Source organism: Ornithinimicrobium carbonis (assembly GCF_050703245.1).
Lineage (GTDB): Bacteria > Actinomycetota > Actinomycetes > Actinomycetales > Dermatophilaceae > Ornithinicoccus.
This window is the reverse complement of sequence record NZ_CP192647.1, coordinates 305,861-331,072: the sequence shown is the minus strand read 5'-3', so window position 1 is coordinate 331,072 and position 25,212 is coordinate 305,861. Positions and strand designations below refer to the sequence as shown.

21 protein-coding genes and 4 pseudogenes are annotated in these 25,212 nt (G+C 74.9%); 22 read left to right on the top strand and 3 right to left on the bottom strand.

All coding sequences use genetic code 11. The features are described from left to right. Window positions 1-78 precede the first annotated feature (78 nt). The 3 genes from paaI to ACQ95T_RS01675 are packed head-to-tail and all read right to left on the bottom strand — an operon-like array spanning window position 79 to window position 2,247. Entirely contained in the window at window positions 79-552 is a 474-nt protein-coding gene (paaI, locus tag ACQ95T_RS01685) for a hydroxyphenylacetyl-CoA thioesterase PaaI (RefSeq protein ID WP_425943074.1), read from the bottom strand. Then, a complete protein-coding gene (locus tag ACQ95T_RS01680; RefSeq protein WP_425943073.1) occupies window positions 549-1,877 on the bottom strand; it encodes a 3-hydroxyacyl-CoA dehydrogenase NAD-binding domain-containing protein in 1,329 nt (442 codons plus the stop codon). Before ACQ95T_RS01680 ends, paaI begins: the two co-directional genes overlap by 4 nt. A gap of 28 nt (window positions 1,878-1,905) precedes the next feature. Beyond that, window positions 1,906-2,247: a DUF2200 domain-containing protein gene (locus tag ACQ95T_RS01675; RefSeq protein ID WP_425943072.1), complete on the bottom strand. Its 342-nt coding sequence runs from the start codon at window positions 2,245-2,247 to the stop codon at window positions 1,906-1,908. Between the two features lie 177 nt (window positions 2,248-2,424). Between ACQ95T_RS01675 and ACQ95T_RS01670 the strand changes: the two genes are divergently transcribed. The 22 genes and pseudogenes from ACQ95T_RS01670 (at window position 2,425) to ACQ95T_RS01565 (ending at window position 25,196) form a co-directional block, all read left to right on the top strand. Next, entirely contained in the window at window positions 2,425-3,672 is a 1,248-nt protein-coding gene (locus ACQ95T_RS01670; protein ID WP_431473439.1) for an AMP-binding protein, read from the top strand. 170 nt (window positions 3,673-3,842) lie between these two features. Beyond that, on the top strand, window positions 3,843-6,314 hold the full coding sequence (locus tag ACQ95T_RS01665; protein WP_431473438.1) for a hypothetical protein: 2,472 nt from the start codon (window positions 3,843-3,845) through the stop codon (window positions 6,312-6,314). Beyond that, complete coding sequence (locus tag ACQ95T_RS01660) at window positions 6,224-7,465, top strand: FtsX-like permease family protein (RefSeq protein WP_431473437.1); 1,242 nt, start codon at window positions 6,224-6,226, stop codon at window positions 7,463-7,465. Before ACQ95T_RS01665 ends, ACQ95T_RS01660 begins: the two co-directional genes overlap by 91 nt. Then, window positions 7,462-10,254, top strand: a complete 2,793-nt coding sequence (locus tag ACQ95T_RS01655) for an FtsX-like permease family protein (RefSeq protein ID WP_425943069.1) — start codon at window positions 7,462-7,464, stop codon at window positions 10,252-10,254. The genes ACQ95T_RS01660 and ACQ95T_RS01655 overlap by 4 nt, the downstream gene beginning before the upstream one ends. Then, entirely contained in the window at window positions 10,251-11,156 is a 906-nt protein-coding gene (locus ACQ95T_RS01650) for an ABC transporter ATP-binding protein (RefSeq protein WP_425943068.1), read from the top strand. Before ACQ95T_RS01655 ends, ACQ95T_RS01650 begins: the two co-directional genes overlap by 4 nt. Then, a pseudogene (locus ACQ95T_RS01645) lies at window positions 11,153-11,871 on the top strand (ABC transporter ATP-binding protein). Before ACQ95T_RS01650 ends, ACQ95T_RS01645 begins: the two are co-directional and overlap by 4 nt. Window positions 11,872-11,968: 97 nt before the next feature. Beyond that, a complete protein-coding gene (locus ACQ95T_RS01640) occupies window positions 11,969-12,475 on the top strand; it encodes a hypothetical protein (RefSeq protein ID WP_425943066.1) in 507 nt (168 codons plus the stop codon). A 9-nt stretch (window positions 12,476-12,484) separates the two neighbouring features. Further along, window positions 12,485-13,503, top strand: a pseudogene (galE, locus tag ACQ95T_RS01635) (UDP-glucose 4-epimerase GalE). Window positions 13,504-13,537: 34 nt separating this feature from the next. Then, window positions 13,538-13,918 (top strand): BlaI/MecI/CopY family transcriptional regulator, encoded by a 381-nt coding sequence (locus ACQ95T_RS01630; RefSeq protein ID WP_425943064.1) that lies wholly within the window; start codon window positions 13,538-13,540, stop codon window positions 13,916-13,918. Window positions 13,919-13,922: 4 nt separating this feature from the next. After that, entirely contained in the window at window positions 13,923-14,855 is a 933-nt protein-coding gene (locus ACQ95T_RS01625; protein ID WP_431473436.1) for a M56 family metallopeptidase, read from the top strand. 378 nt (window positions 14,856-15,233) lie between these two features. Continuing rightward, window positions 15,234-16,697, top strand: coding sequence for a cytochrome ubiquinol oxidase subunit I (locus ACQ95T_RS01620; RefSeq protein WP_431473435.1), 1,464 nt, complete (start codon window positions 15,234-15,236; stop codon window positions 16,695-16,697). Between the two features lie 28 nt (window positions 16,698-16,725). After that, a complete protein-coding gene (cydB, locus tag ACQ95T_RS01615) occupies window positions 16,726-17,820 on the top strand; it encodes a cytochrome d ubiquinol oxidase subunit II (protein ID WP_425943061.1) in 1,095 nt (364 codons plus the stop codon). Continuing rightward, a complete protein-coding gene (locus tag ACQ95T_RS01610) occupies window positions 17,817-18,188 on the top strand; it encodes a hypothetical protein (RefSeq protein ID WP_431473434.1) in 372 nt (123 codons plus the stop codon). Before cydB ends, ACQ95T_RS01610 begins: the two co-directional genes overlap by 4 nt. Continuing rightward, complete coding sequence (locus ACQ95T_RS01605; RefSeq protein WP_431473433.1) at window positions 18,179-19,003, top strand: ABC transporter transmembrane domain-containing protein; 825 nt, start codon at window positions 18,179-18,181, stop codon at window positions 19,001-19,003. The genes ACQ95T_RS01610 and ACQ95T_RS01605 overlap by 10 nt, the downstream gene beginning before the upstream one ends. Then, window positions 18,913-20,073: an ATP-binding cassette domain-containing protein gene (locus tag ACQ95T_RS01600; protein ID WP_431473883.1), complete on the top strand. Its 1,161-nt coding sequence runs from the start codon at window positions 18,913-18,915 to the stop codon at window positions 20,071-20,073. Before ACQ95T_RS01605 ends, ACQ95T_RS01600 begins: the two co-directional genes overlap by 91 nt. Continuing rightward, complete coding sequence (locus tag ACQ95T_RS01595; protein ID WP_431473432.1) at window positions 20,030-21,493, top strand: ATP-binding cassette domain-containing protein; 1,464 nt, start codon at window positions 20,030-20,032, stop codon at window positions 21,491-21,493. The genes ACQ95T_RS01600 and ACQ95T_RS01595 overlap by 44 nt, the downstream gene beginning before the upstream one ends. A gap of 10 nt (window positions 21,494-21,503) precedes the next feature. Then, entirely contained in the window at window positions 21,504-21,839 is a 336-nt protein-coding gene (locus tag ACQ95T_RS01590; protein ID WP_425943059.1) for an LPXTG cell wall anchor domain-containing protein, read from the top strand. Window positions 21,840-21,987: 148 nt separating this feature from the next. After that, window positions 21,988-23,438: pseudogene (purB, locus tag ACQ95T_RS01585) on the top strand (adenylosuccinate lyase). Continuing rightward, a complete protein-coding gene (locus ACQ95T_RS01580; protein WP_425943057.1) occupies window positions 23,435-23,851 on the top strand; it encodes a barstar family protein in 417 nt (138 codons plus the stop codon). Before purB ends, ACQ95T_RS01580 begins: the two are co-directional and overlap by 4 nt. Then, window positions 23,848-24,474 (top strand): ribonuclease domain-containing protein, encoded by a 627-nt coding sequence (locus ACQ95T_RS01575; RefSeq protein ID WP_425943056.1) that lies wholly within the window; start codon window positions 23,848-23,850, stop codon window positions 24,472-24,474. The genes ACQ95T_RS01580 and ACQ95T_RS01575 overlap by 4 nt, the downstream gene beginning before the upstream one ends. 166 nt (window positions 24,475-24,640) lie before the next feature. Then, window positions 24,641-24,868 (top strand): hypothetical protein, encoded by a 228-nt coding sequence (locus ACQ95T_RS01570; protein WP_431473431.1) that lies wholly within the window; start codon window positions 24,641-24,643, stop codon window positions 24,866-24,868. 36 nt (window positions 24,869-24,904) lie between these two features. Continuing rightward, window positions 24,905-25,196: pseudogene (locus tag ACQ95T_RS01565) on the top strand (metal-sensitive transcriptional regulator). Window positions 25,197-25,212 lie beyond the last annotated feature (16 nt).

The window sequence follows — 25,212 nt, the reverse complement described above, 5'->3', positions numbered from 1 at the left end:
GGACCATCCTGCTGGACCGCGCGTGCAGGCGCACCCGGGCGGCCGGGGAGAGGGCCGGGGCCGGGGCGGCGCCCTCGGTCAGCCGTGGGAGAGCGCGCGGCTGCGGCCGCGGAACTCGGCCACCACCGCACCGTCCTCCCGGGTCACCGTGACGTCGGTGATCCCGCTGCGGCCGTAGGTGATCCGTTCCCGGGCCTCGGCGACGAGGACGTCGTCGAGGCGGCCGGCCGCCACGTAGGTGATGTCGCAGCCGGCCGCGACCGTGGTCCTGCCGGTGGCGTTGCAGGCCAGGGCGAAGGTCGAGTCGGCGAGGGCGAACACGAAGCCGCCGTGGGCGATGTCGTGCCCGTTGACCATGGTCCCGGTCACCCGCATCCGGGTCCGGGCCCGACCCAGGGGTATGCCGTCGCGCGCCTCGACCCCGACGTCGAGCAGCTCGATGCCCAGGTGGGCGGAGGCACGGTCCTGCGCCCACATCCGCCGCACGTGCTCAAGGCCGGGCGGCGTGGCAGGAGCGTCGCCGGCGGTCTCGCCGGTGGCGCCGGCGCTCACAGGGCCTCGCTCGGCCGGTAGCGGCCGCCCGGGTAGACCAGGTCGAGCTCGGCGAGGGTCTCCCGGACCCGGTCGGCGCCCAGCTCGGCCAGCCAGCCGAAGGGCCCCTGGGGGTAGTTGGTCCCCAGCCGCATCGCGGTGTCGACGTCCTCGGCCGAGGCCTCCCCGCGGTGGACCAGGTCGACCCCCTCGTTGACGAGCATCGCCAGGGTGCGGGCGACCGGGTCGGTGACCACGGTCCCGCCGACGAGCCGGGTGGCCAGCTCCTCGTCGGGGTCGGCGTCGACGGCCCGGCCCTCCTCGTCGTAGGTGAACACGCCCCTGCCGGTCTTGCGACCCAGGCGGCCCTCCCGCACGAGGAGGCGCTGGTAGTCGGTCGGTGCGTAGCGCGGATCCTCGTCCGTCTGGTGCCACACCGACTCCCCGACGGCGAGGTTGACGTCCTGGCCGATGAGGTCGGTCAGCTCCATCGGCCCCATCCGGAAGCCGGCCCGCCGCAGGGCCAGGTCGACGGTGGCCGCGTCGACCAGCCCCTCCTGCACCATCCGCTGGGCCTCCCCGTAGAACGGTCGCGCGACCCGGTTGACGATGAACCCGGGGGTCGAGGTGCATTGCACAGGGGTCTTGCCCCAGCGGCGCACCAGCTCGGCCGCTGCTTCGAGCACCGCGGGGTCGGACCGTTCGCCCCGGACGACCTCGACGAGGCGCATCACCGGCGGGGGGTTGAAGAAGTGAAGGCCCAGGACCCGGCCGGGGTGACGGAGCGCGGGCGACCGACCGCCGTGCAGCGCCGCGTCGTGACCGGTCGTGGCCTCCCCGACGATGGCGTCGATCGACAGGCTGGACGTGTTGGTCGCCAGCACCGTGTCCGACGGCTGGGCCTCCTCGAGCTGGCGGAAGATCACCCGCTTGACGTCGAGATGCTCGACGACCGCCTCCACGACGAGCGCGACCGGCGGCACGGTGGTCATGTCGGACGTGGCCACCGTGGTGATGCGCGCGAGCAGCGCGTCGACGTCCGCCTGCTCCGTCCTGCCCCTGGCCACCTGGCGGGCCAGGCCGGCCCCGATGCGGTCCACGGCCTTCGCCGCGGCCCCCTCCTGGGCGTCGACCAGGTGCACGGGGTGCCCGGCCCCGGCGGCGACCTGGGCAATACCGGCTCCCATCGCGCCGGCCCCGATGACCGCTACGGGGGTGTCCGCAGGATCAGCGAGCAGGGGCGAGGCGGGCAGCGGTGCCTGCTCGGTCCCGGGTGCGGCCGGGTCGGTCCCGGGCGGGGGCAGGTCCGTCTCCGCCCGGGTCTCGTCGTCGTGCGGCGTCGTCATGCGCCCACTGTGGCACGACGCCCGGGCCTCACCCGCGCAGCACCTTCTGCATCGCCTTGCCCCTGGCCAGCTCGTCGACGAGCTTGTCCAGGTAGCGGATCTTCTGCATGAGGGGGTCCTCGACGTCCTCGACGCGCACCCCGCAGACCACCCCTGTGATCTGGTCGACCCGCGGATTGAGCTCGGCGGCGGCGAAGAAGTCCTCGAACGTCGTCCCGGCGTCCAGGTGGCGCTGCAGGGCCTGCTCGTCGAACCCGGTGAGCCACTCGACGACCTCGTCCAGCTCGGCCTTCGTGCGTCCCTTGCGCTCCACCTTGGTGACGTAGTGCGGGTAGACCGAGGCGACGCTCGTGGTGAAGATGCGGTGCATCTCTGGAGCGTAGTGCGGCCGGCTCCTGCGCACGCGGTTGCAGGGCTCTCCGCGGGCCTGCTCACCACGGCGGGAAAGGTCACCTGCAGCGGGGAGGAACGCGCTGCGGGTGACGCTTCCCGCTGCCGGTCGGAACGGCATACCCTGCCCTGAGCCGCCCCGACGAAGAGGTGAGGTATGACACTGCCGACGATCGACCCCCGACCGGACCTGCACGACGAGGCCGAGACCTGGTCGGTCGACCAGCTGCGGGCCGTGCAGCTGGAGCGGCTGCAGGGCTGCGTGCGGCGGGCGTACGAGGGGGTGCCGCACTACCGGCGGCAGCTGGAGGAGCGGGGCGTCCATCCCGACGACGTCCGGAGCCTGGAGGACGTCCGGCTGCTGCCCTTCACGACCAAGGCGGACCTGCGCGACAACTACCCGTTCGGGATGCTCGCCGTCCCCCGCGAGGAGTGCGTACGCCTGCACGCGAGCTCGGGGACGACCGGGCGCCCCACCGTCGTGGGCTACACGCGGGGCGACATCGACACCTGGGCCGGCCTCGTCGCCCGGTCGTTGCGCGCCGCGGGGGTCCGCCCCGGGCACCTGGTCCACGTGGCGTACGGGTACGGGCTGTTCACCGGCGGGCTGGGCGCCCACTACGGCGCCGAGCGGCTCGGGTGCACCGTGGTGCCGATGAGCGGCGGGCAGACCGAGAAGCAGATCCAGCTGATCCAGGACTTCCGGCCGGACGTCATCATGGTGACGCCGTCCTACTTCCTGGCCCTGGTCGACCACGTCAGGGAGCTCGGGCTCGACCCGGTCGAGACGTCGCTGCAGATCGGCGTCTTCGGCGCCGAGCCGTGGACCGAGGCGATGCGCGCCGAGATCGAGGGCACCTGCGGCATGCACGCCACCGACATCTTCGGGCTCTCGGAGATGATGGGCCCGGGGGTGGCGCAGGAGTGCGTGGAGACCAAGGACGGGTTGACGCTGTGGGAGGACCACTTCCTGCCCGAGGTCGTGGACCCGCTGACCGACGAGCCGGTGCCGGACGGGGAGGAGGGCGAGCTGGTCCTCACCGCGCTGACCCGCGAGGCGATGCCGGTGCTGCGCTACCGCACCCGCGACCTGACCCGGCTGCTGCCCGGTACGGCCCGCCCGTCGATGCGGCGGATGGCGAAGATCACCGGACGCAGCGACGACCTGATGATCGTGCGCGGCGTCAACGTCTTCCCTACCCAGATCGAGGAGCTGGTGCTGGCCACCGAGGGGCTGACGCCGCACTTCCAGTGCGTGCTCTCCCGGCCGGGCCGGATGGACCAGCTGACGGTCAACGTCGAGGGCGCCCCGGGGCTGGACGAGGCACGTCGGGCCTCGATCGCGCGCGAGCTGGGCCACCAGATCAAGTCGCGGATCGGACCAGCGCCCAGGTCGTCGTGCTGACCGAGGGCGGCATCGAGCGGTCGGTCGGCAAGGCGCGCCGGATCGTGGACCTGCGGGAGAAGGGCTGACCACGGTCCTGCACGGATGGCCGTGGACGGTCCCGGAGCGGAGACCGAGGGGGGCGAGACCTGCCGGAGGAGACGTCGGTGGCCGCGTCTAGTGTTCGGCCCATGACGACGTGGTGGGGGTGGGCGATCCGTCGCGCCCGCGCGTCCACCGGTCTGCTGCTGACCCTCCTCGTCCTCGTCACCGCCACCACCGCGATCCTCGCCGGGACGGTCGGGTACTCGGGCGCGGCGGCGACGACCGCCGCCCGGGCCTCGCTGACCGGGGCCGTGCCGCAGGAGGCCGGGATCCGGGTGCAGACCCGCCAGGCCGAGGACCCGCAGGCCCAGGACGCGGCCGCCCGCCGTCTCGTCGACGAGGCGTTCTCCCCCCCCGCCCCCGTCAGCGTCCAGCGCACGGTCGTCAGCGAGCCGCGCCCGGTCGGCCTCGGGGGGACCGGCCTGGAGGGCAGGCTCGTCGTCCTGGGCAGCGCCTCCCTCACGCCGCAGGACGCCTCCGCGCAGGAGCGGGTCGAGATCGTCGTAGGGAACTGGCCCGCCCCGGACGCCGAGCCGGTCCAGGGCATGCTGCACGCCGCGGCGGCCGAGAGCTGGGGCGTGCAGGTCGGGGACACCCTCGACGTCGGCGGCGGCGTCGTCGAGGTGGTCGGGATGTGGCGCCCCGTGGACGCCGACGACGCCTTCTGGTTCGGCGACCCGCTCGTGGCCGCCGGTCGGGACGGGGACGACCGCGGGCCGCTGGTCGTGCCGCCGGACGGCGTGGTCCGCGTCGTGGAGGCCCCCTTCGTCCGGTGGACCGTCCAGCCCGACGCGAGCAGGATCCAGCCGGACGACCTGGCCCACCTGGCCTCCGCTGCCGCCAGCCTGCGGTCGTCGATGAAGACGCCCGAGGTGGACGTCCGCGGCGTGACCGTCGACGGCGACCTGGCCCCCACCGCCGGCACGGCCGCGACCAACCTGGCCACGGCCCGGGCCCTGGGCGTCGTCCCGCTCTCGGTGCTCGTCCTGGTGACGATGCTGTCCGTGGTCCAGCTGGCCAGGCTCCTGGCGACCACCCGGGAGCCGCAGCACCAGCTGCTGCTGGCCCGCGGGGCGACCGGCGCCCAGGTGATGGGCAGCACCGTCGTCGAGTCCGCCGTCGTCGCGCTGGTCGGCACCGCCCTCGGCGGCGCTGCCGCGTGGGGAGTCCTGCAGGCCGTGCCCGCCGGGGACGGCCAGGGGTCCACGGTGGTGCGGGTCGCTCTGCTGACCGGCACCGCGGTCCTCGCCGTGCTCGTCGCCGTCGCAGGGCTGCAGGTGCGCCGGCTCACCGCGGGAGGTCGGGCCGACGTGTCCGGGCGCACCCGGGCCGCGACCGCGCTGGCCACCGTGGTGCTGGTCCTCGGCGCGGCGGCCGTGGCCTGGTGGCAGCTGCGTCGGCACGGGTCCCCCGTCGTGACCCGGGAGGACGGTTCCCTCGGCACCGACCTGGTCGCCGGCGCCGCACCGGCGCTGCTGCTGGCCGCCGCCGCGGTCGTGGCGATGGCCCTGCTGGGCCCGGTCGGCCGGCTGGTCGAGGTCCTCACCCGCCCGGGCCGGGGCGCCACCGGTCACCTGGCCGCCGCCCAGGTCTCCCGCCGGCTGCCGGTCTACGCCGTGCCCGCCGTCCTCACGGTCCTCGCCGTCGGGGCCACGACCCTGTCGGGGCTCTACGCCGGCACCTCGGCCCAGCTGCGGGACGACCTGCGCTCGGTGGCCCAGGGCGCCCCCGTCCGGGCCGTGCTGGCGGAGCCCCCGGCCACCGTCGATCCGGGGGTGGTGGCTCCGCCCCCGCCGACCCTTCAGGGCACACCGGGTGTCCTGCGGTCCGCACCCGTGTGGGTCGACGACGGTGCCCGGCTCGGCGACGCGCAGGTCCGGCTCACCGTCTCCCCCGTCGCCGACCTGGCGGCCGTGGCGACCCGGCCGCAGCTGGCCGGCACCTCGACGAGGGAGGCGGAGCCGGACGGGGGCGGGGGCGGGGGCGGGGGCGGGGCCATCCACCCGCTCGTGCCCGTCGTGGCCCTCACGACGGAGGGCCCGACCGCGGACGGCATTCCTCTCCCCGACGGCACGACCACCCTCGAGGCGACCCTGGACGTCGAGCTCACCGTCGAGGAGGAGTCCCTGCGCACCCTCCAGGAGGGGTATGAGCAGGACGTCCAGAACTACGTCGACGGGGCGTACGGCGGCGGACCGCTCCCCGAGGAGGATGCCAGGTCGCTGGCCCGTCAGGTCGTCGACGACCAGCTCCGCGCCGCCGCGGACGACCGGAGGGTCACCTGGACCGTGTCGCTGACCCTCCTCGACCCGACCAGCGGGACGCTCGACGTCGTGGACGGCCCACCGCTCACCGTCCAGCGGCCGGTGGTCACGCCGCAGGAGGGCGTCCCTACACCGAGGCCGAGGTCGAGCCCGGTGGCGGTGCCGGCACGCTCACCTTCACCCTTCCCGAGGGCAGCACCCAGGTGCTCCTGGACGTCCGCCTCGAGGCCCCGCTCACGCCGCAGGACCGGTGGGACCCCGTGCCCGCGCAGGTGGACGCGCGACTCTCGGTGACCACCGGCGACGGCGACCACGTGCTCGGCCCGGCCACCGACGACTGGGGGGCTGAGCAGCTGGCCCCGCCGGACGTGGCACGGGCCGCGCAGGACGACGCCGAGCGCCTGGCGGCCGAGGCGCAGGCCGAGGGCCGCGACCTCGTGGAGACGAGGGTGGACGCGGTCACCGGCGACATCTGGGTCTTCGACGACGCGGCCTTCGTGCCCGCGTCCCTCGACACGTCGCAGAGCACCTGGACCCTGCGCGGGGCGGGCCGCCGCAACTGGCCCGAGGAGACTGTCGTCGTGGGTCCCGGTCGCAGCTACCGCCCTCCCCCGGCCGAAGGACCGCTCGCCCCGCCGGGCACGGCCGGCAGCACCGACGCCGCCGTCGAGCCGGTGCCGGTGGCCCTCACCCCCGAGGCGGCCCGCGCCGCCGAGCTCGGCGTCGGCGACGCCGCCCTGGTCGAGGCGTTCGGGACCGACGTGCCGGTCACCGTCGCCGCCCTGGTGCCGGCGGTTCCCGGCACCCTCTCCCCCCGCGCCGCCCTGCTCGACCGCGACGGCCTGGTCCGGGCGCTGGCCGTCGACGACCGCGGGCTCCCCTTCCCGACCGAGCTGTGGGCCGCGACCGCCCCCGGTGAGGAGACGGCCGTGATCGAGGCGCTCGCCGGTCGTGACGACGTGGTCTCCGCCGCCGGGCCCGCCTCTCGCGCCGCGCTCGTCACCGACGCGACCGGCGCCGCCCGTCGGGTCTTCTGGGTGGCCTCGGCCGGGGCCGTCCTGCTGGCGGCCACCGGCATCGGCGCGGTCGCGGCGACCCTGCTGGGTGGGCGTCGGCCCGAGGTGGCGGTGCTGCGGGCGCTGGGCATGCCGCCGGCCGCCCAGGCGCGATCCCGGGCCCTCGAGCTCGGCGGCGTGGTGGCCGCCTCGGTCGCCCTCGGGCTGGGCGCGGGCCTGCTCGTCGCCCGGGCCGTCGTGCCCGAGCTGGCGCGCTCCACCACGGCCGCCGACCAGGTCGCCCTGGCCGCTCCGTTGCACCTGGAGGTCCTGCCGTGGGCCTCCCTGATGAGCGTCGGCGCGGTCGCCGTCGCCGCGGTCGTGCTCGCCCAGGCGACCCGGGTGCGCCGGCAGGCGCTGGACACCGGCTACCGGGAGGAGATCCGGTGAGCGGGCGCCACCGCGGGACGCGACGGCATACCGGAGCAGGTATGGCGTGGCGCCAGTTCGCCGCCGACCCGTGGGTCTCCGTGGGGCTGGCCCTGCTGGTGGCTGTGGTCTCCCTGCTGCTCACCGCGGTGCCGCGCGCCCTGCAGGACGTCAACGACCGTCAGCTCGCCCAGGACGTCGGCGGCCTGTCCGCCCTGCAGCGGGACGTCACCGGCCGGTGGAGCAGCACGGTGGAGGTGCCGGCCCCGCCGGGGGTCGACCCGTGGGCGCCGTTCGAGGAGGGCGCGACGCGCATCCGGGCCGCCCAGCCCGAGCCGTTGCGGTCGATGCTGCAGGAGGCGCAGATGTACGCCCGCGCCACCACCGCGGTCGAGCACGTCCCGGACGTGGAGAGCGGCTACTACGGCGCGGACGTGGCCGTCCACGCGGACCCGGACCTGGCCGAGCACGTGGAGGTCGTCGACGGCACGCTCCCGGGCCCGTGGGGCGGGCCCGGGGTCGACGCGTCCGACGACGCCGGGGGTGGAGGAGGCGACGTCGGAGCGGACGGAGGACGACGCGACGTCGGAGCGGACGGGGGACCCGGTGACGGGGTGCCGGTGGTCGTCCTCGAGGAGGCCGCGGAGGAGCTGCTGTGGGAGGTCGGCGACCGGGTCGGTCCGCTGGTGGTCGCCGGCACGTACCGGCCGCTCGACCCGCAGGACCCGCGATGGCAGCACGTCGACAACGGCGTCCGGATGGGGGTGCTCTTCGACCCCAACCGCGGGCAGGCCGCCCTGGTCACCGCGTTCGTGGACCCCGGCAGCCGCGGCTACCTCGGTCAGCCGACCGCGGTCCGGCACGAGCTGTGGTTCCCCGTCGACCCGGCGGCCGTGTCCGGGACGGGCGTGGACGTGGGTCTGGTCCGCCGGCAGCTCACCGGCATGCTCGCCCAGCAGCACACGCTCGTGGAGGCCGGCGACCCCGCGCTGGGTCCGATCGAGGCCGACCAGACGCCCGCGTTCGCGACCGGGCTGACCGGCACCCTCGACCAGGTGGTCCGCCAGCAGCGGGCGACGTCCTCGCTGCTCGCGGTGGTCGCCGCCGGGCCCCTCGGGGTCGCGCTGGCGGTCGTCGGCCTTGCCGCCCGGCTGGTGGTCCAGCGGCGCCGTCCGTCCGTGGCGCTCGTGCTGGCCCGGGGGGCCGGCCCTCGGCAGCTGCGGTGGATCGCGATGGTCGAGGGGCTTGCCGTCGGGGTCCCGGCGGCCCTCCTCGGCCACGTCCTGGCCCGGGCGCTGCTGCCCGGGGGCGGGCGCTGGCAGGAGTGGTTGGTCACGGCGGCGGTGGCCGCCGCCCCGGCGGTCGCGCTGGCCGCGTCCGTCGACGACGCCTCCCTCCTGCAGACCCGGCGCGACCTCTCCCGCCGCAGCAGCTCGCGGTGGCGGTGGGTCGTGGAGGCGGCCGTCGTCGCCCTGGCCGGGCTGGCCACCTGGCGGCTGCTGGACCGCAGCTCGCGGGGCGACGACCCGGGGACCTCCGGCGTCGACCTGCTCGCGGCCGCCACCCCGGTACTGCTGGCGCTGGCCGCGTGCGTCGTGGCCCTGCGGCTCTACCCGGTCCCGCTCGCCGCCCTCACCCGGGTGCTCCGCGACCGCCGGGGGCTGACGCCCTTCCTCGGCGCGGCCCGTGCCCTGCGCGACCCCGCCGGAGGACTCGTCCCCACCCTGGCCGTCGTCCTGGGGACCACCGTCGCGCTGGTCAGCGCGGTGCTGCTGACGACGGTGACCCGCGGGGCCGAGGCCGCAGCGTGGCAGGCCAACGGTGCCGCCGTCCGCGTCAACGGCCCGGTGATGACGGACGCGCTGGTCGAGCAGCTCGCCGGCGTCGAGGGGGTGGCGGCGGTCGCCCGGGTCGCGGACGTCGGCACCACCCAGGAGCTCTTCGTCGACGGTGACCGCACGCCGCTGCGGATCCTCGTCGTGGACCCCGCGCTGGAGCAGGTGGTCGGCCCCGGGTCGCCCGCCCCCGGTCCGTCGTCGCGGCTGTACGCCGACGGCGGCCCCATCCCCCTGGTCACCGGGGGCGACGCCCCCGACCGGGTGGGCGCGGCGACCCTGCGGGGCGTGGACGGGCCGGTCGAGGTCGTCGGGCACCTTCCCGAGCTGCCCGGCGTGCAGACGCCCGGCAGCTGGGCGCTCATCGACGCCGACCGGTGGACCGACCTCGGACGCCGGATGCCCACGGCCCGGGCGGCGCTGGTCTCGACCACCCAGGAAGCGGACACCGGTGCGGTCGCGGACGCGGTGCAGAAGCTCGTCGGCCCAGGGGTGGTCACCACCGTCCAGGAGGAGCTGGACTCCTTCACCTCGGCCCCTGTCACGACCGGGCTCACCCGGGCCTTCGTCGGGGCCACCGTGCTGACGGGGCTGCTCACCGTGCTCGCCGTCCTCGTCGTCCAGCTCATGGGGACCGCGGCTCGCTCCCAGCTGCTCGCCGTCCTGCGCACCCTGGGGCTTCGCCCCGGCCAGACCCGTGCGCTGACCGCCTGGGAGCTGGGTCCGGTGCTGGCCACCTCGCTCCTGGTCGGCGCGGTCCTCGGGCTGGCGGTGCCCTGGGTGCTCGTCCGGGCCCTCGACCTCACCGGTCTGACCGGCGGGCGGTCCCAGCCGCCCCTGGCCGTCGACCCGCTCGTCGTCGGCGCCGTCCTGGCCGCCGTCGTCCTGACCGTCCTGACCGCCGTCACCGTCAGCGCCCGGCTCGCCGGGCGCACCAACCTCGCGCAGGCCCTGCGCGTCGGGGAGGACCGATGAACGCCACACCCGCACGACCCGACATCTGGTGCGAGGACCTCGTGCGCATCTACTCCACCGAGGGCGTGGAGGTGCAGGCCCTGCAGGGGCTCAACCTCGTCGTCGACCCCGGTGACGTCGTCGCCCTCGTCGGCGCCTCCGGCTCGGGCAAGTCGACCCTGCTCACCATCCTCTCCGGGCTGGACCGTCCCACCGGTGGCCGCGCCCGGGTCGCCGGGGTCGACCTGATGGCCATGAGCCGGGCGCAGCGGGTGGACTACCAGCGCTCCGTCGTCGGCTTCGTCTGGCAGCAGACCTCGCGCAACCTGCTGCCCTTCCTCACCGCGGCCGACAACGTGGCGCTGCCGATGGTCATCAGCGGGCGGAAGGAACGGGCCGCCCGGGTCGAGGAGCTGCTTGGCCTGCTGGGCGTGGCCGACTGCGCCGGCCGGCGTCCGGCCCAGCTCTCCGGCGGCCAGCAGCAGCGGGTGGCGATCGCCACCGCCCTGGCCAACTCCCCCTCCGTGCTGCTCGCCGACGAGCCGACCGGCGAGCTGGACGACGCCGCCTCCGAGCAGGTGCTCGGGGCGATGCGCTCGGCGGCCGAGGAGCTGGGCACCACCGTCCTCGTCGTCACCCACGACCCCACCGTCTCCGACCACGTGCGGCGCACGGTCCAGATCCGGGACGGGCGCACCTCCACCGAGGTGCTGCGCCAGAGGGTCGTGGACGCCGACGGCGTGGAGCGGACGGTCGCCCGGGAGTACACCGTCATCGACCGGGCCGGCCGCATCCAGCTGCCCCGTGCCCACGTCGAGGAGCTCGGGCTGCACGACCGGGTCCGGATCGAGAAGGAGAGCAGCCACGTGCAGGTCTGGCCGGACGACGAGACGCACGGCACCGAGGGGACGGAGAAGCGGTGAGCGGGCAGGAGCGGCCGACCGGAGGGCACCCGGTCGTCGTCCTGGCGGCGCGGGGCCTGCACCGGACGTTCGGCACCGGTCCGACGCAGGTGTACGCACTGTCGGGCGTCGACCTGGACGTGCCGGGCGGGCGGCTGACCGTGGTGCGCGGACCGTCGGGGTCGGGCAAGACGACCCTGCTCAACCTGCTCGGCGGGCTGGACCGGCCCACCTCCGGGCAGGTTCTCCTCGACGACGGCAGGGTGCTGTCGGAGCTGCCCGAGAGGGAGGTCCTCGCCGTCCGGCGCGAGCGGATCGGCTACGTGTTCCAGAGCTTCGGCCTCGTCCCGGTGCTCTCCGCCGAGGAGAACGTCGAGGTGCCGCTGCGGTTGCGGCAGGTCCCCGCGGGCGAGCGCTCCGCCCGGGTCGCCGAGGCACTGGCGATGGTGGGGCTGGACCGGCACGCGCGGCAGCGCCCCTACGAGCTCTCCGGGGGCAGCAGCAGCGGGTCGGCATCGCCCGGGCTCTTGTCGGGCGACCGGACATCCTGATCGCCGACGAGCCCACGGGCCAGCTGGACTCCGACACCGCCGCCACGATCATGGACCTGCTCGTCGACCTCACCCACGCCCGGGGCATCGCCAGCGTCGTCTCCACCCACGACCCCGTCCTCATGGGCCGGGCCGACCAGGTCGTGGAGCTGCACGACGGTCGCCGGGCGGGCGGGAACGCCTGATCCACCGACCCGGGCCGGGCGGGTGGGGACGCCTGATCCTCCGACCCGGGCCGGGCACCGACGAGCGGGCGAGACGCCAGGGTGGCACCATCGGAGGATGAGCACCGAGGACACCACCGGAGACCTGCAGCCGCTGCCCTCCGACGAGCGCCCCACGGCCGCGGTCCCCCCGGGCGTGCACGAGGACATGCTGCCCGTGGCCGAGGACCTTCCCATGACGAGGATGCGGCGCGGCTACGACACCGAGCAGGTCGACGCCCTGGTCGAGGACGTCTTCGACGCCGTCCGCTCCGGCGGGCGCGCCCCGGTGATCGCCGAGACCCGCTTCCGGGGGACCACCGGACTGCGCAGCGGCTACGAGGAGAGGGCGGTCGACGACTACCTCGACGCGCTGGCCGAGGCCGTGGGGCAGCAGGCCACGCCGGAGCCCTCGGCCGGGGCGCCCCGCCACCCCGGTGCGGAGCAGAACCCCGATGACGCCGGACGACTCGGACGCCCCGAGACGCGCGGTGCCGACCCGACGGGCGAGCCCGCAGGCTCACCGCTCGACGAGGCGACCTACCGCGCTGACGACGGCCAGCCTGGGGACCACCCCCGCCCGTAGGGTGGGGTCATGCGCGTCCTGGTCACCGGCGGAGCCGGGTACATCGGCTCCCACACGGTGCTGCACCTGCTCGCGGCCGAGCACGAGGTCGTCGTGGTCGACGACTTCTCGAACGCCCGCCCGGCGGTCGTCGACCGGCTCGCCGAGCTCGCCGGCCGTCCCGTCGAGGTGCACCGGCTCGACGTCACCGACCGCGAGGGTCTCGACCGGGTCGTCGACGGCGCGGGCTTCGGGGCGGTCGTGCACTTCGCGGCCTACAAGGCCGTCGGGGAGTCCGTGGCCCGACCGCTGGACTACTACCGGAACAACCTGGGCGCCACGATCGCGGTCGCCGAGGCGATGGTGCGTCACGGCATACCCCACCTGGTGTTCTCCTCCTCGGCCACCGTCTACGGCGCGGACGCGCCCGTGCCGATGACCGAGGACCTGCCGACGTCGGCGACCAACCCCTACGGGTGGACCAAGGTGATGAACGAGCAGATCCTCCGGGACGCCGTCGCCGCCCACCCCGGGCTGCGGGTGGCGCTGCTGCGCTACTTCAACCCGGTCGGCGCCCACCCGTCGGGGCGGATCGGCGAGGATCCGGCGGACGTGCCGAACAACCTGATGCCCTACGTCGCGCAGGTGGCGGTGGGCCGGCGGGAGAGCCTGGCCGTCTTCGGAACGACTACGACACGGTCGACGGGACCGGGGTGCGCGACTACATCCACGTCGAGGACCTGGCCGCCGGGCACGTCGCGGCGCTCGGGCGGATCGCCGCCCACGACCAGCCCCTGTCCGTGTGGAACCTGGGCACCGGCCGCGGCACCTCCGTGCTGGAGCTGGTGCACGCGTTCGAGCAGGCCAGCGGGCGGTCCGTGCCCTACGAGGTGGTCGACCGCCGACCGGGCGACGTCGCCTCCTCCTACGCCGACCCCTCCCTCGCCGAGCGCGAGCTGGGCTGGCGGGCGACCCGGACGGTCGCGGACATGTGCGCCGACACCTGGCGGTGGCAGCAGGCCAACCCGCAGGGATACCCCGCCGGGTAGGGTCAAAGCCGACGCGCCGTCGTAGACTGGACCCATGCCTCGTCGTCAAGCTGCCCTGGGAGACCTGGAGCGCGTCGTCATGGACGCCCTGTGGACCCACGGCCCCGACCTCACCGTCCGCGACGTCATGGAGCGGATGGAGGGCACCAAGGAGCTGGCCTACACCACGATCATGACCGTCCTGGACCGGCTGGCCAAGAAGGGCCTGGCGCAGCGCACCCGGGACGGGCGGGCGTGGCGCTACACCGCCGCCTCCTCGCGCGAGGCGCTCGCCGCGACGGCGCTGCGCTCGACGCTGGAGAACGTCCAGGCCGACCGCACGCTGGCGATGATGCACTTCCTGGACGACGCCTCCCCGGCCGAGCTGGACGACCTGCGGGCCGCCCTCGCCGAGGTCGAGCGCCGCCACACCTGACGCCGTGACGGGGGTCGTCGTCACCGCAGCGCTGATCCTCGGCGCCCTCCTGCTGACCCTCGTCGCCCCCCACCTGCTCGCCGGCCGCACCGGCCTGCGGGCGGCGCCGGGACCGGCCCTGCTCCTGTGGCAGGCGGTCAGCCTGGCCGGCGTGGCCAGCGCGCTGCTCGCGGCCCCGGTCGCCGCGCTCGTCCTGCCGACCGACCGCCCGTGGCTGCTGGCCGCGGCGGTCGCCGCGGCGGTCGTCCTGTCCGGCCTGATGCTCGCCCGGCTGCTCTGGTCGGGCCACCGGGTCGGCACCGACCTGCGCCGGCGGCGTGCCCGCCACCGTGAGCTGGTCGACCTCGTCGGGGACCGGCTGGGCCCGGGCGTCGACGGCACCCCGACGGGGGTGGACCGGGCGGGCGCCGCGCACCGGCCGTCGGGCCCGCACGTGCCGCGACGCCACCCGGTCGCCGTCGTGGCCCATGCCAGCCCGACCGCCTACTGCCTACCCGGTCGCGACGACCGCATCGTGCTGAGCAGCGCCGCCGTCGACCGGCTGGACGACGACCAGCTGGGAGCCGTCCTCTCCCACGAGCTCGCCCACCTGACCCAGCGCCACGACCTGCTCCTGGAGCTGTTCACCGTGCTGCACGAGGCCGTGCCCGCCCGGGTCCGGGCCGACCGCGCGCTCGGGGAGGTCCACCTGCTGGCCGAGATGCTGGCCGACCGCACCGCGGCCCGGTCCACCGGCCCGACGGCCCTCGCCAGGGCGCTCGTGGCGATGGCCGTGCCGGCCGGGGACGCCCCCGGGCGCACGGGCGAACCCCTCGGCGCGGGTGCGGGCACCGCATACCTGGTCGACCCGGGCCGGCCGTCGGGTCCGGTCAGGTCGCGGTCCGGGTCCGGGCCCTGGCGGCGCCTCCCCGGCCGCGCGGGATGCGCACCGGCCTGATCACCGCCTCGCTCGTGGTGCTGCTGCTGCCGCCGGCGCTGGCCCTCCTGGCCGTCGCCGGCTGAGCCACCCGCCGCAGCCGGCGGCGACGCCCGGCCCGCACGTCCAGGCAGCAGACCTGTCACAGATCGGGTGATATGTCCGCCGATCGCGCAGCGTCTCGCTGCATCGACGCCCGGCCGACGGTGAGGGCGACGGTGACGGCAGGGCCCCCCCCTGTGAGCGACCCCACGGTGTCTGGTGCGTCACAGTTCCTCTAAATTCCCTCTCCCGGCCCTGACGGCGGAGTAGGTTACGACCGTAGGTAGTACGTGCCCGCACCCAGCGGGCCGTCCGCACGCCGCGCCCCGGGGGCGCCGGTTCCGTCAGGGAGAGGCCATGGACGCACTGGACCTTGCACGGTGGCAGTTCGGGATCACCACCGTCTACCACTTCTTCTTCGTGCCGATCACGATCGGGCTGAGCCTGCTCGTGGCGATCATGCAGACGCAGTGGATGCGCACCCGCAACCCGCAGTGGCTGCGGCTGACCAAGTTCTTCGGCAAGCTGTTCACGATCAACTTCGCGCTCGGCCTGGTCACCGGCATCGTCCAGGAGTTCCAGTTCGGGATGAACTGGTCGGACTACTCCCGCTTCGTCGGCGACATCTTCGGAGCACCGCTGGCGATCGAGGCGCTGCTGGCGTTCTTCCTCGAGTCGACCTTCCTGGGCCTGTGGATCTTCGGGTGGGGACGGATCCCGGAGAAGCTGCACGCCTCGTTCATGTGGCTGGTGCACGTCGGCACCGTGCTGTCGGCCTACTTCATCCTCGCGGCCAACTCGTTCATGCAGAACCCGGTCGGCTACTGGATCAACCCCGACACCGGCCGCGCCGAGCTGACCGACTTCCTGGCCGTGCTGACCAACCCGGTGCAGCTGGTGACCTTCCCGCACGTGGTCGCCGCGGCCTACATGACCGGAGGTGCGTTCGTGCTGGCCTTCGCGCTGTGGCACCTGTGGCGCAGCCAGACCCCCGGCGGCGACCTGCCGATGTACCGCAGGGCCGCGCGCCTGGGCGCCTGGGCCCTCCTGGTCGCCGGCGTGGCCGTCGTCGGCACCGGCGACGTGCAGGGCAAGATCATGACCGAGGTGCAGCCGATGAAGATGGCGGCCGCCGAGGGACTCTACGAGGACGTCCCCGAGGGTGAGGGCGCCCCCTTCTCGATCATCACCGTGGGCACGCTCGACGGGACCGAGGAGGTCTGGGCGCTCACCGTGCCCAAGCTGCTGTCCTACCTGGCCACCGGCGACCTGGAGGGCGCGGTCGAGGGGATCGACCACATCCAGGAGCGCTACGAGCAGACCTACGCCGGCAGCGAGCTGACCGAGGTCGAGGACTACCGCCCGCTCATCCCGGTGACCTACTGGTCCTTCCGGCTGATGATGGGCCTGGGCTTCGCCGGGATGGCGGTCGGCGCCGCGGTGCTGTGGCGGCTGCGCGCCCGCGACGGCGAGCACGGACACCGCCTCACCTCCCCCTGGTGGGGCTGGGCCGGGGCACTGGTGCTGTTCATGCCGCTGCTGGCGAACAGCTTCGGCTGGATCTTCACCGAGATGGGCCGCCAGCCGTGGCTGGTCATGGGCCTGATGACCACCCAGACCGGGGTCTCCCCCGGGACCACGACCGGCGAGGTGCTCACCTCGATGCTCGTCTTCACCCTGCTCTACGGCGCGCTGGCGGTCGTCGAGGTCGCCCTGATCCTGCGCTACGGCCGGGCCGGCGCCGAGCAGGTCCCCGAGGACGCGTCGTCCTACGACCCGCGGGACCGGTCCGACGACGACGCCTACGTCTTCACCTACTGAGAACACGGCATACCCAAGGAAACGGATCATGGAACTCACCACCGTCTGGTTCATCCTCATCGCCGTGCTGTGGGTCGGCTACTTCGTCCTGGAGGGGTTCGACTACGGCGTGGGCACCCTGCTGCCGGTCCTCGGTCGGGACGAGACGTCCGGCACGGGCACCGACGCGGTCCGGCACACCGGCGAGACCCGGCGCCGGCAGATGCTGTCCTCGATCGGCCCGTTCTGGGACGGCAACGAGGTGTGGCTGCTCACCGCCGGCGGCGCGACGTTCGCCGCGTTCCCGCACTGGTACGCCACCCTGTTCTCCGGCTTCTACCTGCCTCTGCTGCTCATCCTCGTCGCGCTCATCGTGCGCGGGATCGGCCTGGAGTACCGCGGCAAGGTCGACTCGACCAGCTGGCGCGCCCGGATGGACGCGATGATCGTCGTCGGCTCGTTCCTGCCGGCGCTGCTGTGGGGCGTGGCGTTCACCAACATCGTCGTCGGCGTTCCGATCGACCAGGACATGGAGTACGTCGGGGGCTTCTTCAACCTGCTCAACCCGCTCGCCCTGCTCGGCGGCCTGGTCACGCTGACCCTCTTCGTCACCCACGGCGCGCTGTTCGTGGCGCTGAAGACCGACGGCCGGCTGCGCCACGACGCCCGGGCCCTGGGTCTGAGGGTCGGCGTCGTCTCCGCCGTCCTCGCGGTGGTCTGGCTGGGCCTGGTGCACGCCCGCACCGGCGGCCTGCTGTCCTGGGTGGCCGCGGCGCTGGCCGCGGCGGCCCTCGTCGCCGCGCTGCTCATGGCCTGGCGCGGCCGCGAGGGCTGGGCCTTCGCCGGGACCTTCGGCGCGATCGCGCTGGCGACGGTCTCGCTGTTCCTGGCGCTGTTCCCCGACGTCATGCCCTCCAGCCTCGACCCCGCGTGGTCGCTGACGGTGGAGAACGCCTCCTCCAGCCAGAAGACGCTGGGCATCATGACCGTCGTCGCGGTGATCTTCACCCCGATCGTGCTGCTCTACCAGTCGTGGACCTACTGGACCTTCCGCAGACGGATCTCGGGGCACCACATCCCGACCGACGTCCACCACGCCGCCGTCACCGGGGAGACCCGGCCCACGGTGGCCGGGCGGCGGTGAGCCGCCGCAGCGACGACCCGAGGGGCCGGTCCGCGCGCCCCTTCGACCCCCGCCTGCTGCGGGCCCTCCCCGCCACGCGCGGACCGGTGGCGCTGCTGTCGGTGCTCGGCGTGCTGGGTGGGGTCACCGCGGTCGCGCAGGCGGTCGTCCTGGCCCTGCTCGTCGCGCAGGTGGTCGGGGGCGGGCCCCTCGGACCGGTCCTCGCGGGCCTGGTCGCGCTGCTCATCCTCCGCGGGGCGCTGGCCGGGGCCGGGGAGTATGTCGCGCGCCGGGCCGGGCAGCGGGTGTCCGGCCAGGTGCGCCTCGCCGTGCTGCGCCGCTGGTCGGCCGCCCCGAGGAGGAGCGTCCGCCGACGGACGTGGCGCTGACGCGGGCCACCGACGGGGTGTCGGCCCTGGAGCCCTACGTCGCCCGCTACCTGCCCGCGCTGGTCACCGCAGCGGTCGTGCCGGTGCTGGCCGTCGTCGTGCTGGCCGTCGTGGACGTGTGGAGCGCGCTCATCGTCGTGCTCACCCTGCCGCTCCTGCCGGTCTTCGCCGCGCTCGTGGGTCAGCACACCCAGGAGCAGACCGAGCGACGGTGGGGGGCGATGGCCCAGCTGGCCGGGCACTTCCTCGACGTGGTCCGGGGACTGCCCACGCTGGTGGCCTACAGCCGGGCCCGCCACCAGGTCGCGGTGGTGCGCGAGGTCGGTGAACGGCACCGTGCCGCCACGACGGCGACGCTGCGGACCGCGTTCCTGTCCACCGCGGCCCTGGAGCTGCTGGCCACGATCTCGGTCGCGCTCGTCGCCGTGGCGGTGGGGCGGCTGGCTGGCTACGGCGCGATGGACCTCAGCGTCGGCCTCGTGGCCATCCTGCTGGCCCCCGAGGCCTACTGGCCCGTGCGCCGGGTCGGTGCCGAGTTCCACAACGCCGCCGACGGGTCGACCGCGCTCGCCGAGCTGGCTGCCGACGGGGGGTGCTGGACGTCGACCCCGCACCGGCCGAGGACGGGCGGGAGGTCGACGCTGCACCGGCCGAGAACGGGCGGGAGACCGACGCGCAGCAGGAGGGCACCGGGGGCACGCAGGAGCAGGGCCCGGCCGAGCGCGTGGGGCTGCACGCGCTGTCCTACGCCCACCGGGGCCGCAGCCGCACGCTGGTGGATGTGGACCTGTCCACCACGGTCGCACCCGGCCTGACCGCGCTCACCGGACCGTCGGGGGCCGGCAAGACGACCGTGCTGGAGCTGCTGGCCGGCCTGCGGGTCCCCACCGCGGGCTCGGTCACCGCCCCCCGCGCCCACCTGGCGAGCCAGCGGCCGGTCCTGCTGCCGGGCACCGTGCGTGACAACCTGCTGCTCGTGGCGCCCGGCCTGCCGACGTCCGGGCCGTCCGGGCTCCAGGCCGGTCCCCGCGTCGACGACCGGGACGGGGTCACCGACGACGCCCTCGTCGACGCCCTTCGCCGGGTCGGTCTCTGGGACGACCTCGCGGACCGCGACGGGCTCAACACCGACCTGGGCGAGGACGGCTTCGGCCTCTCCGCCGGCCAGCGCGCCCGGCTGGCGCTGGCCCGGGCGCTGCTGTCCGACGGGCCCCTCGTCCTGCTCGATGAGCCGACCGCCAACGTCGCCGCCGGCTCCGTGCCCCTGCTGCACGGGGTCGTGCTCGACCTCGCCGCGCACCGGCGGGTGGTCGCGGTCACCCACGACCCCGACCTCGTGGCCCTGGCGGACGACCACTGGCACCTGGAGCCCGCACCCCTCGAGGACCGGGGGACGGCACCCAGGCTGCACACCACCCGGGCCGCACCGGTCGCCGCGACCGCCCGGGGAGCCCGGACCGCCCGTGACCGGTCCGGCAGCACCTCGACGGACCGCACCCTGCCCGTCCCCGACGCAGGGAGCGCCTCGGCGGACGGGCCCGCCGACGACCACGACCGCATACCCCTGCTGAGGGCACCCCGGGGCCGCGCCGGCCTGGCCGCCGCCTGCCTCCTCGGCGGCCTGTCGGTCGGGGCCGGCGTGGCACTGACGGCCACGTCCGGGTGGCTCATCGTGCAGGCCTCGACGCAGCCGGTCGTGCTCACCCTCATGGTCGCCATCGTGGGGGTGCGGGCGTTCGGGCTGGCGCGGCCGGTGCTGCGCTACGCCGAGCGGGTCCTGTCCCACGACGTGGCGCTGGCCGACCTGGCCGACCGGCGGGCGGAGGTGTTTCGCGCGGCTCGTGCCGCTGACCCCCGCCCGGCTGGGGCGGAGGAGCCGGGGTGAGCTGCTCACCGCGGTCGTGCGCGACCTGGACGACGTCGTCGACGAGCAGGTCCGGGTGACGGTGCCGGCCTGGTCGACCGTGATCGCCACCGTCGTGGGCGCCCTCGTCGCCGGGTGGCACCTGCCCGTGGCTGGGCTGGTGGTCACCCTCGGCGGGCTGCTCGTCCTCGGCGTGGGTGCGACCGGGTATGCCGCTGAGCGGGCCGCGCAGGGGTCCGTCGTCGCGGCACGTGGTCGGGTGCGGCACACCGTGACCGCACTGGTCTCGCGGCTGCTGCAGGTGCAGGCCACGACGGGGCTGCACGCCGACCGGACCCGTCTGCTCCTCCCGGTGGTGGACGGCGAGCGCGACCAGCTGCGGGCCGAGAGCAGGTTGGCGGCCGCCCGGGGCGGGACGATGGCGGCCCTGTGGCTCGTCGTGGCCGGGACCACCGCGGCGGTCGCGGTGCTCGTCACCGCCGCGCACTCCGGCGGTGACCTGAGCGGCCCGTACGCCGCGCTCGTCGCCCTGGTCCCGATGGCCCTGGCCGACGCCTGGGTAGGGCTCGCCGACGTGGCCGGAGCCCGGGCCGGGCCCGGGCGGCCGCCCGCCCGGTTGGACCGGGTGCTGGACCAGGAGCCCGCCGTCGCCGGGCGGGGACGGGAGCGGCTGCCGGCCGGTGCACCGACGGAGGTGCGGTGGGACGGCGTGGGGGCGCGCTGGCCGGCGCATGTCGCCCGTGCCGGGCACGAGTGCGGCGTTCCGGCGCCCGGCGTGGCCGCCGAGGCCACGGCCCCCGGCGTGCACGTCCGGCTGGACCTGCCGCCGACCGACCTCGATCTGCCCGCCGGGGAGCGGATGAGCCTGACCGGCCCCAACGGCACCGGGAAGTCGACCGCTCTGGCCGTGCTGGCCCGCCACCTCGACCCGGAGGTCGGTCGGGCGACGGTGGCCGGGACCGACCTGCTGGACCTCGACCTCGAGCAGACCCGCTCCCGGATCGCGCTCGTGGACGACGAGCCGCACGCCTTCGCCGGCAGCGTCCGGGCCAACCTCGCGCTCGCCGCCCCTCACGTCGACGATGCGGCGATGAGGACGGCGCTGCGCACCGTCGACCTGGGCCACTGGTTCTCCACCCTCCCCCAGGGCCTGGACACCCCGCTGACCGGGCTGTCGGGCGGCGAGCGCGCCCGGCTGTCGATGGCGCGGGCCCTGCTGGCCGACCGTCCGCTCGTGCTGCTGGACGAGCCGACGGCGCACCTGGACGACGCCACCGCCGAGCGGGCGCTCACCGGCCTGGACAGGCAGGTGGGCGCCGCGGCCACCGTCGTCGCCGTCAGCCACCGCCCGGTCGGTCCGGCGCGCGACTGGCCGCAGGTCCGCCCGGGTGGTGACCGGCTCCTCGCTGCTGCGCAGGACGGGGGGCGTCCGGTCCACTAGCGTGAGCGCCATGTCCGACATCGACCCGATCTGGTGGATCGTCCTGGGGCTGGTGGTGCTGGCCGCGCTCCTGGCGTGGTTCTTCATCTCCCGCCGCAAGAAGCAGGAGCAGGCCCGCACCGAGGCCTCCCACCTGCGCGAGCGCGCCCAGGGCGGGGAGACCTACGTGGCCGGCGCCGAGGACCGCGCCCGTGAGCTCCGGGAGAAGGCCCAGGACGCCGAGCAGCGCGCCCGGCGGATGCAGGACGAGGCGGACGAGGCGACCAGGGTGGCCCGCGAGCACCGGGACCGGGTGACCGACGACTACCTGCGCGCCGACGACATCGACCCGGACGCCAAGCAGTGACCGAACCGGCCTGACGACCGGACGGCTGCCCGGCCTGACGGCCTCACGGCCTCACGGCCTGACGACCTGACGACCGGACGACCGGACGGTAGAGCCCGTCACGACCAGGCTGCACCACCCCAGTCCGTCGGGCTGAGAAGATGGGCCCATGCCGCTGCCTGCCGCCCGCACGCCCCTGTCCGAGCTGACCCCGCCGATCGCGCTGGGGGCCCTCGACGGCCGCTACCGCGGCGCGGTCGCCCCCCTCGTCGACCACCTCTCCGAGGCCGCGCTCAACCGGGCCCGGCTGCACGTCGAGGTCGAGTGGCTCCTCCACCTCGTCGGGCAGCAGGTCGTCCCGGGGGCCCCGTCGCTGAGCGACGAGGAGCAGGCGGCCCTGCGGGCCGTCGTCACCGGTTTCGACGCCGCCGCGATCGAGGAGCTGCGGGCGATCGAGGCCGAGACCGTCCACGACGTCAAGGCCGTCGAGTACTTCCTGCGCCGTCGCCTGACGCAGATCCTGGCCCGCAGCGACGGCGACGACACCTCACGGGCCGACGCGTTCGGCGAGCTGGTCCACTTCGCCTGCACCAGCGAGGACGTCAACAACACCTCCTACGCCCTCATGGTGCAGGGGGCGGTCACCCAGGTCTGGCTGCCCCGCGCGACGGCGCTCGTCGACCAGCTGTCCACGATGGCGCGGGAGCTCGCGGACGTCCCCCTGCTGGCCCACACCCACGGCCAGCCGGCCACCCCCACGACGATGGGCAAGGAGCTGGCGGTCCTTGCCTGGCGCCTCAGGCGCCAGCTGCGCCGGGTGGAGGAGCGGCATACCTGGGCAAGCTCAACGGGGCCACCGGCACCTACGGCGCGCACGTCGTGGCGGTGCCCGACGCCGACTGGCAGCAGGTCAGCCGCACCTTCGTCCAGCACCTGGGGCTGACCTGGAACCCGCTGACCACGCAGATCGAGAGCCATGACTGGCAGGCCGAGCTCTACGCCGACGTGGCCCGGTTCAACCGGATCCTGCACAACCTGGCGACCGACGCATGGACCTACATCTCGATGGGTTACTTCGCCCAGGTCCGCGGCCAGGGCACCGTCGGGTCCAGCACGATGCCGCACAAGGTCAACCCGATCCGGTTCGAGAACGCCGAGGCCAACCTCGAGGTGTCCAACGCCCTGCTCGACGTGCTCGCGACCACGCTGGTGACCAGCCGCCTTCAGCGCGACCTCACCGACTCCTCGATGCAGCGCAACATCGGCACCGCGCTGGGGCACGGCCTGCTCGCGCTGGACAACGTCTCGCGCGGGCTCGCGGGTCTGGACGCGGTGCCGGAGGCGATGGCCCGCGACCTCGACGCCAACTGGGAGGTGCTCGCCGAACCGGTCCAGTCCGTCATGCGGGCGCTCGCCGCGCGCGGGGTCGAGGGGATGACCAACCCCTACGAGCGGCTCAAGGAGCTGACCCGCGGCCGTCGCATCGGTCAGGCCGAGCTGGTGGAGTTCGTCCGGGGGCTGGGCCTGCCCGCCGAGGAGGAGGAGCGGCTCGTCGCGCTGACCCCGGCCACCTACACCGGCCTGGCGGCCGAGCTCGTCGAGCACCTGGCGGACGCATGATCCTCGTGCCCGCCGAGCGTCTCGACGGGGTGCGCACGCACCTGGCCGACGCGGGGTATGCCGTGGTCGAGGCGACCACGCCCGTGGACGCCGACCTGCGCAGGACCCAGGCGGAGCTGGCCGCCGCCCTGCGGCTGCCGTCCCCCGCGGAGCGCAACCTGGACGCGATGGCCGACACCCTGCGCGACCTGCACCAGATCTGGGACGGCCGGATGGTCGCGCTGCTGTGGAAGGACGCCGAGCGGCTGGCCTGTGCGGACGGTCGGGGCTGGTGGATCCTCGGGGAGATCCTCGACGACGTCGACGCCCTGACGGTGGTGGCCTTCGGCGAGGCGAGGATCGGCAGGCCGCCGGCCGGGTCGGACGTCGGGCCCGAGCGCGGCCGGGACAGGGACGCAGGAGGGGACCGGTGAGGCTGAGCCGGCCGGTGGCGGCCGTGCTGCTGGTGCTGGTCGTCCTGCTGCTCGTCTGGCTGATGCTCGGCCAGGGCGGGGCCGGGGAGGGCCCCGGCGCCGACGCCCCCCGGCCCGGCCCCACGACGCAGGACCAGGGCCAGACTCCTGTCGAGGACGGCACGCCCGGGGAGCCGGACGAGGGAACGGCGGACGACGGGTTCGCGCCGTTCGACGCGGACGCCGAGGACGAGTCCCCCGTCGGCGCGTCGGGCGACGGCACGGCGGGCGACGGCGGCGACGCCGCGGGTGCGGACGAGCCGCGGGGGGTGGACACCCGCGACTGGGACGGCATCGACGCGTGCTGGGACGACGTGCTGCCCGACGAGCTCGACGAGGTGGCCGACGACGTCGAGGACGGCGGCCCCTTCTCCTATCCAGGCAAGGACGGGTCGACGTTCGGCAACTTCGAGGGCTTCCTGCCCGACGAGTCGCGCGGCTACTACCGCGAGTACACGGTGGAGACGCCCGGACTGGACCACCGCGGCGCCCGACGGATCGTCACCGGCGGCGGTGCGGCCGACCCGGAGGTCTGGTACTACACCGACGACCACTACGAGAGCTTCTGCGAGTTCGCACCGTGACCACGACCCTGGACGGGCTCGGGGAGCCGGGCGCCACCTTCCTCGCCGAGCGGCACCTGGCGACGCTCTCGACGTTCGGCCCGGGCGGCCTCATCCACGTCGTCGCCGTCGGGTTCACCTGCTGGGACGGCGTCGTGCGCGTCATCACCAGCGACGGGAGCCAGAGGTGCGCAACGTCGAGCGCGACGCGCGCGCCACCGTCGCCCAGGTCGACGGGAGGCGCTGGCTGAGCATCGCCGGCCGGGCGGTCGTCGAGCGCGACCCCGAGGCGGTGGCCCTGGCGGAGGAGCTGTACGCCAGCCGCTACCGGCCGCCCCGGGTCAACCCGCGGCGGGTGGTGATCCGGCTGACGCCGGAGCGCCTGCTGGGCTCGCGGTCGCTGCTGACGTCCTGACGGAATACCCCAGAGGGGTATGCTGTTGGCATGGCTGTGCACGGATACACCGGATCGAAGGACGACTACCTCAAGCGGCTGCGCCGCATCGAGGGACAGGTCCGCGGCATCGCCCGTATGGTCGAGGAGGACACCTACTGCATCGACGTGCTCACCCAGGTGAGCGCGGTGACCAAGGCCCTCCAGGCGGTCAGTCTCGGCCTGCTGGAGGACCACATCGGCCATTGCGTCGTCGACGCGGCCAAGGAGTCCGACGAGGCCGGGCAGGCCAGGTCCGCGAGGCGTCCGCGAGGCGTCCGACGCGATCGCCCGCCTCGTGCGCAGCTGACCCCATCACCCACCGA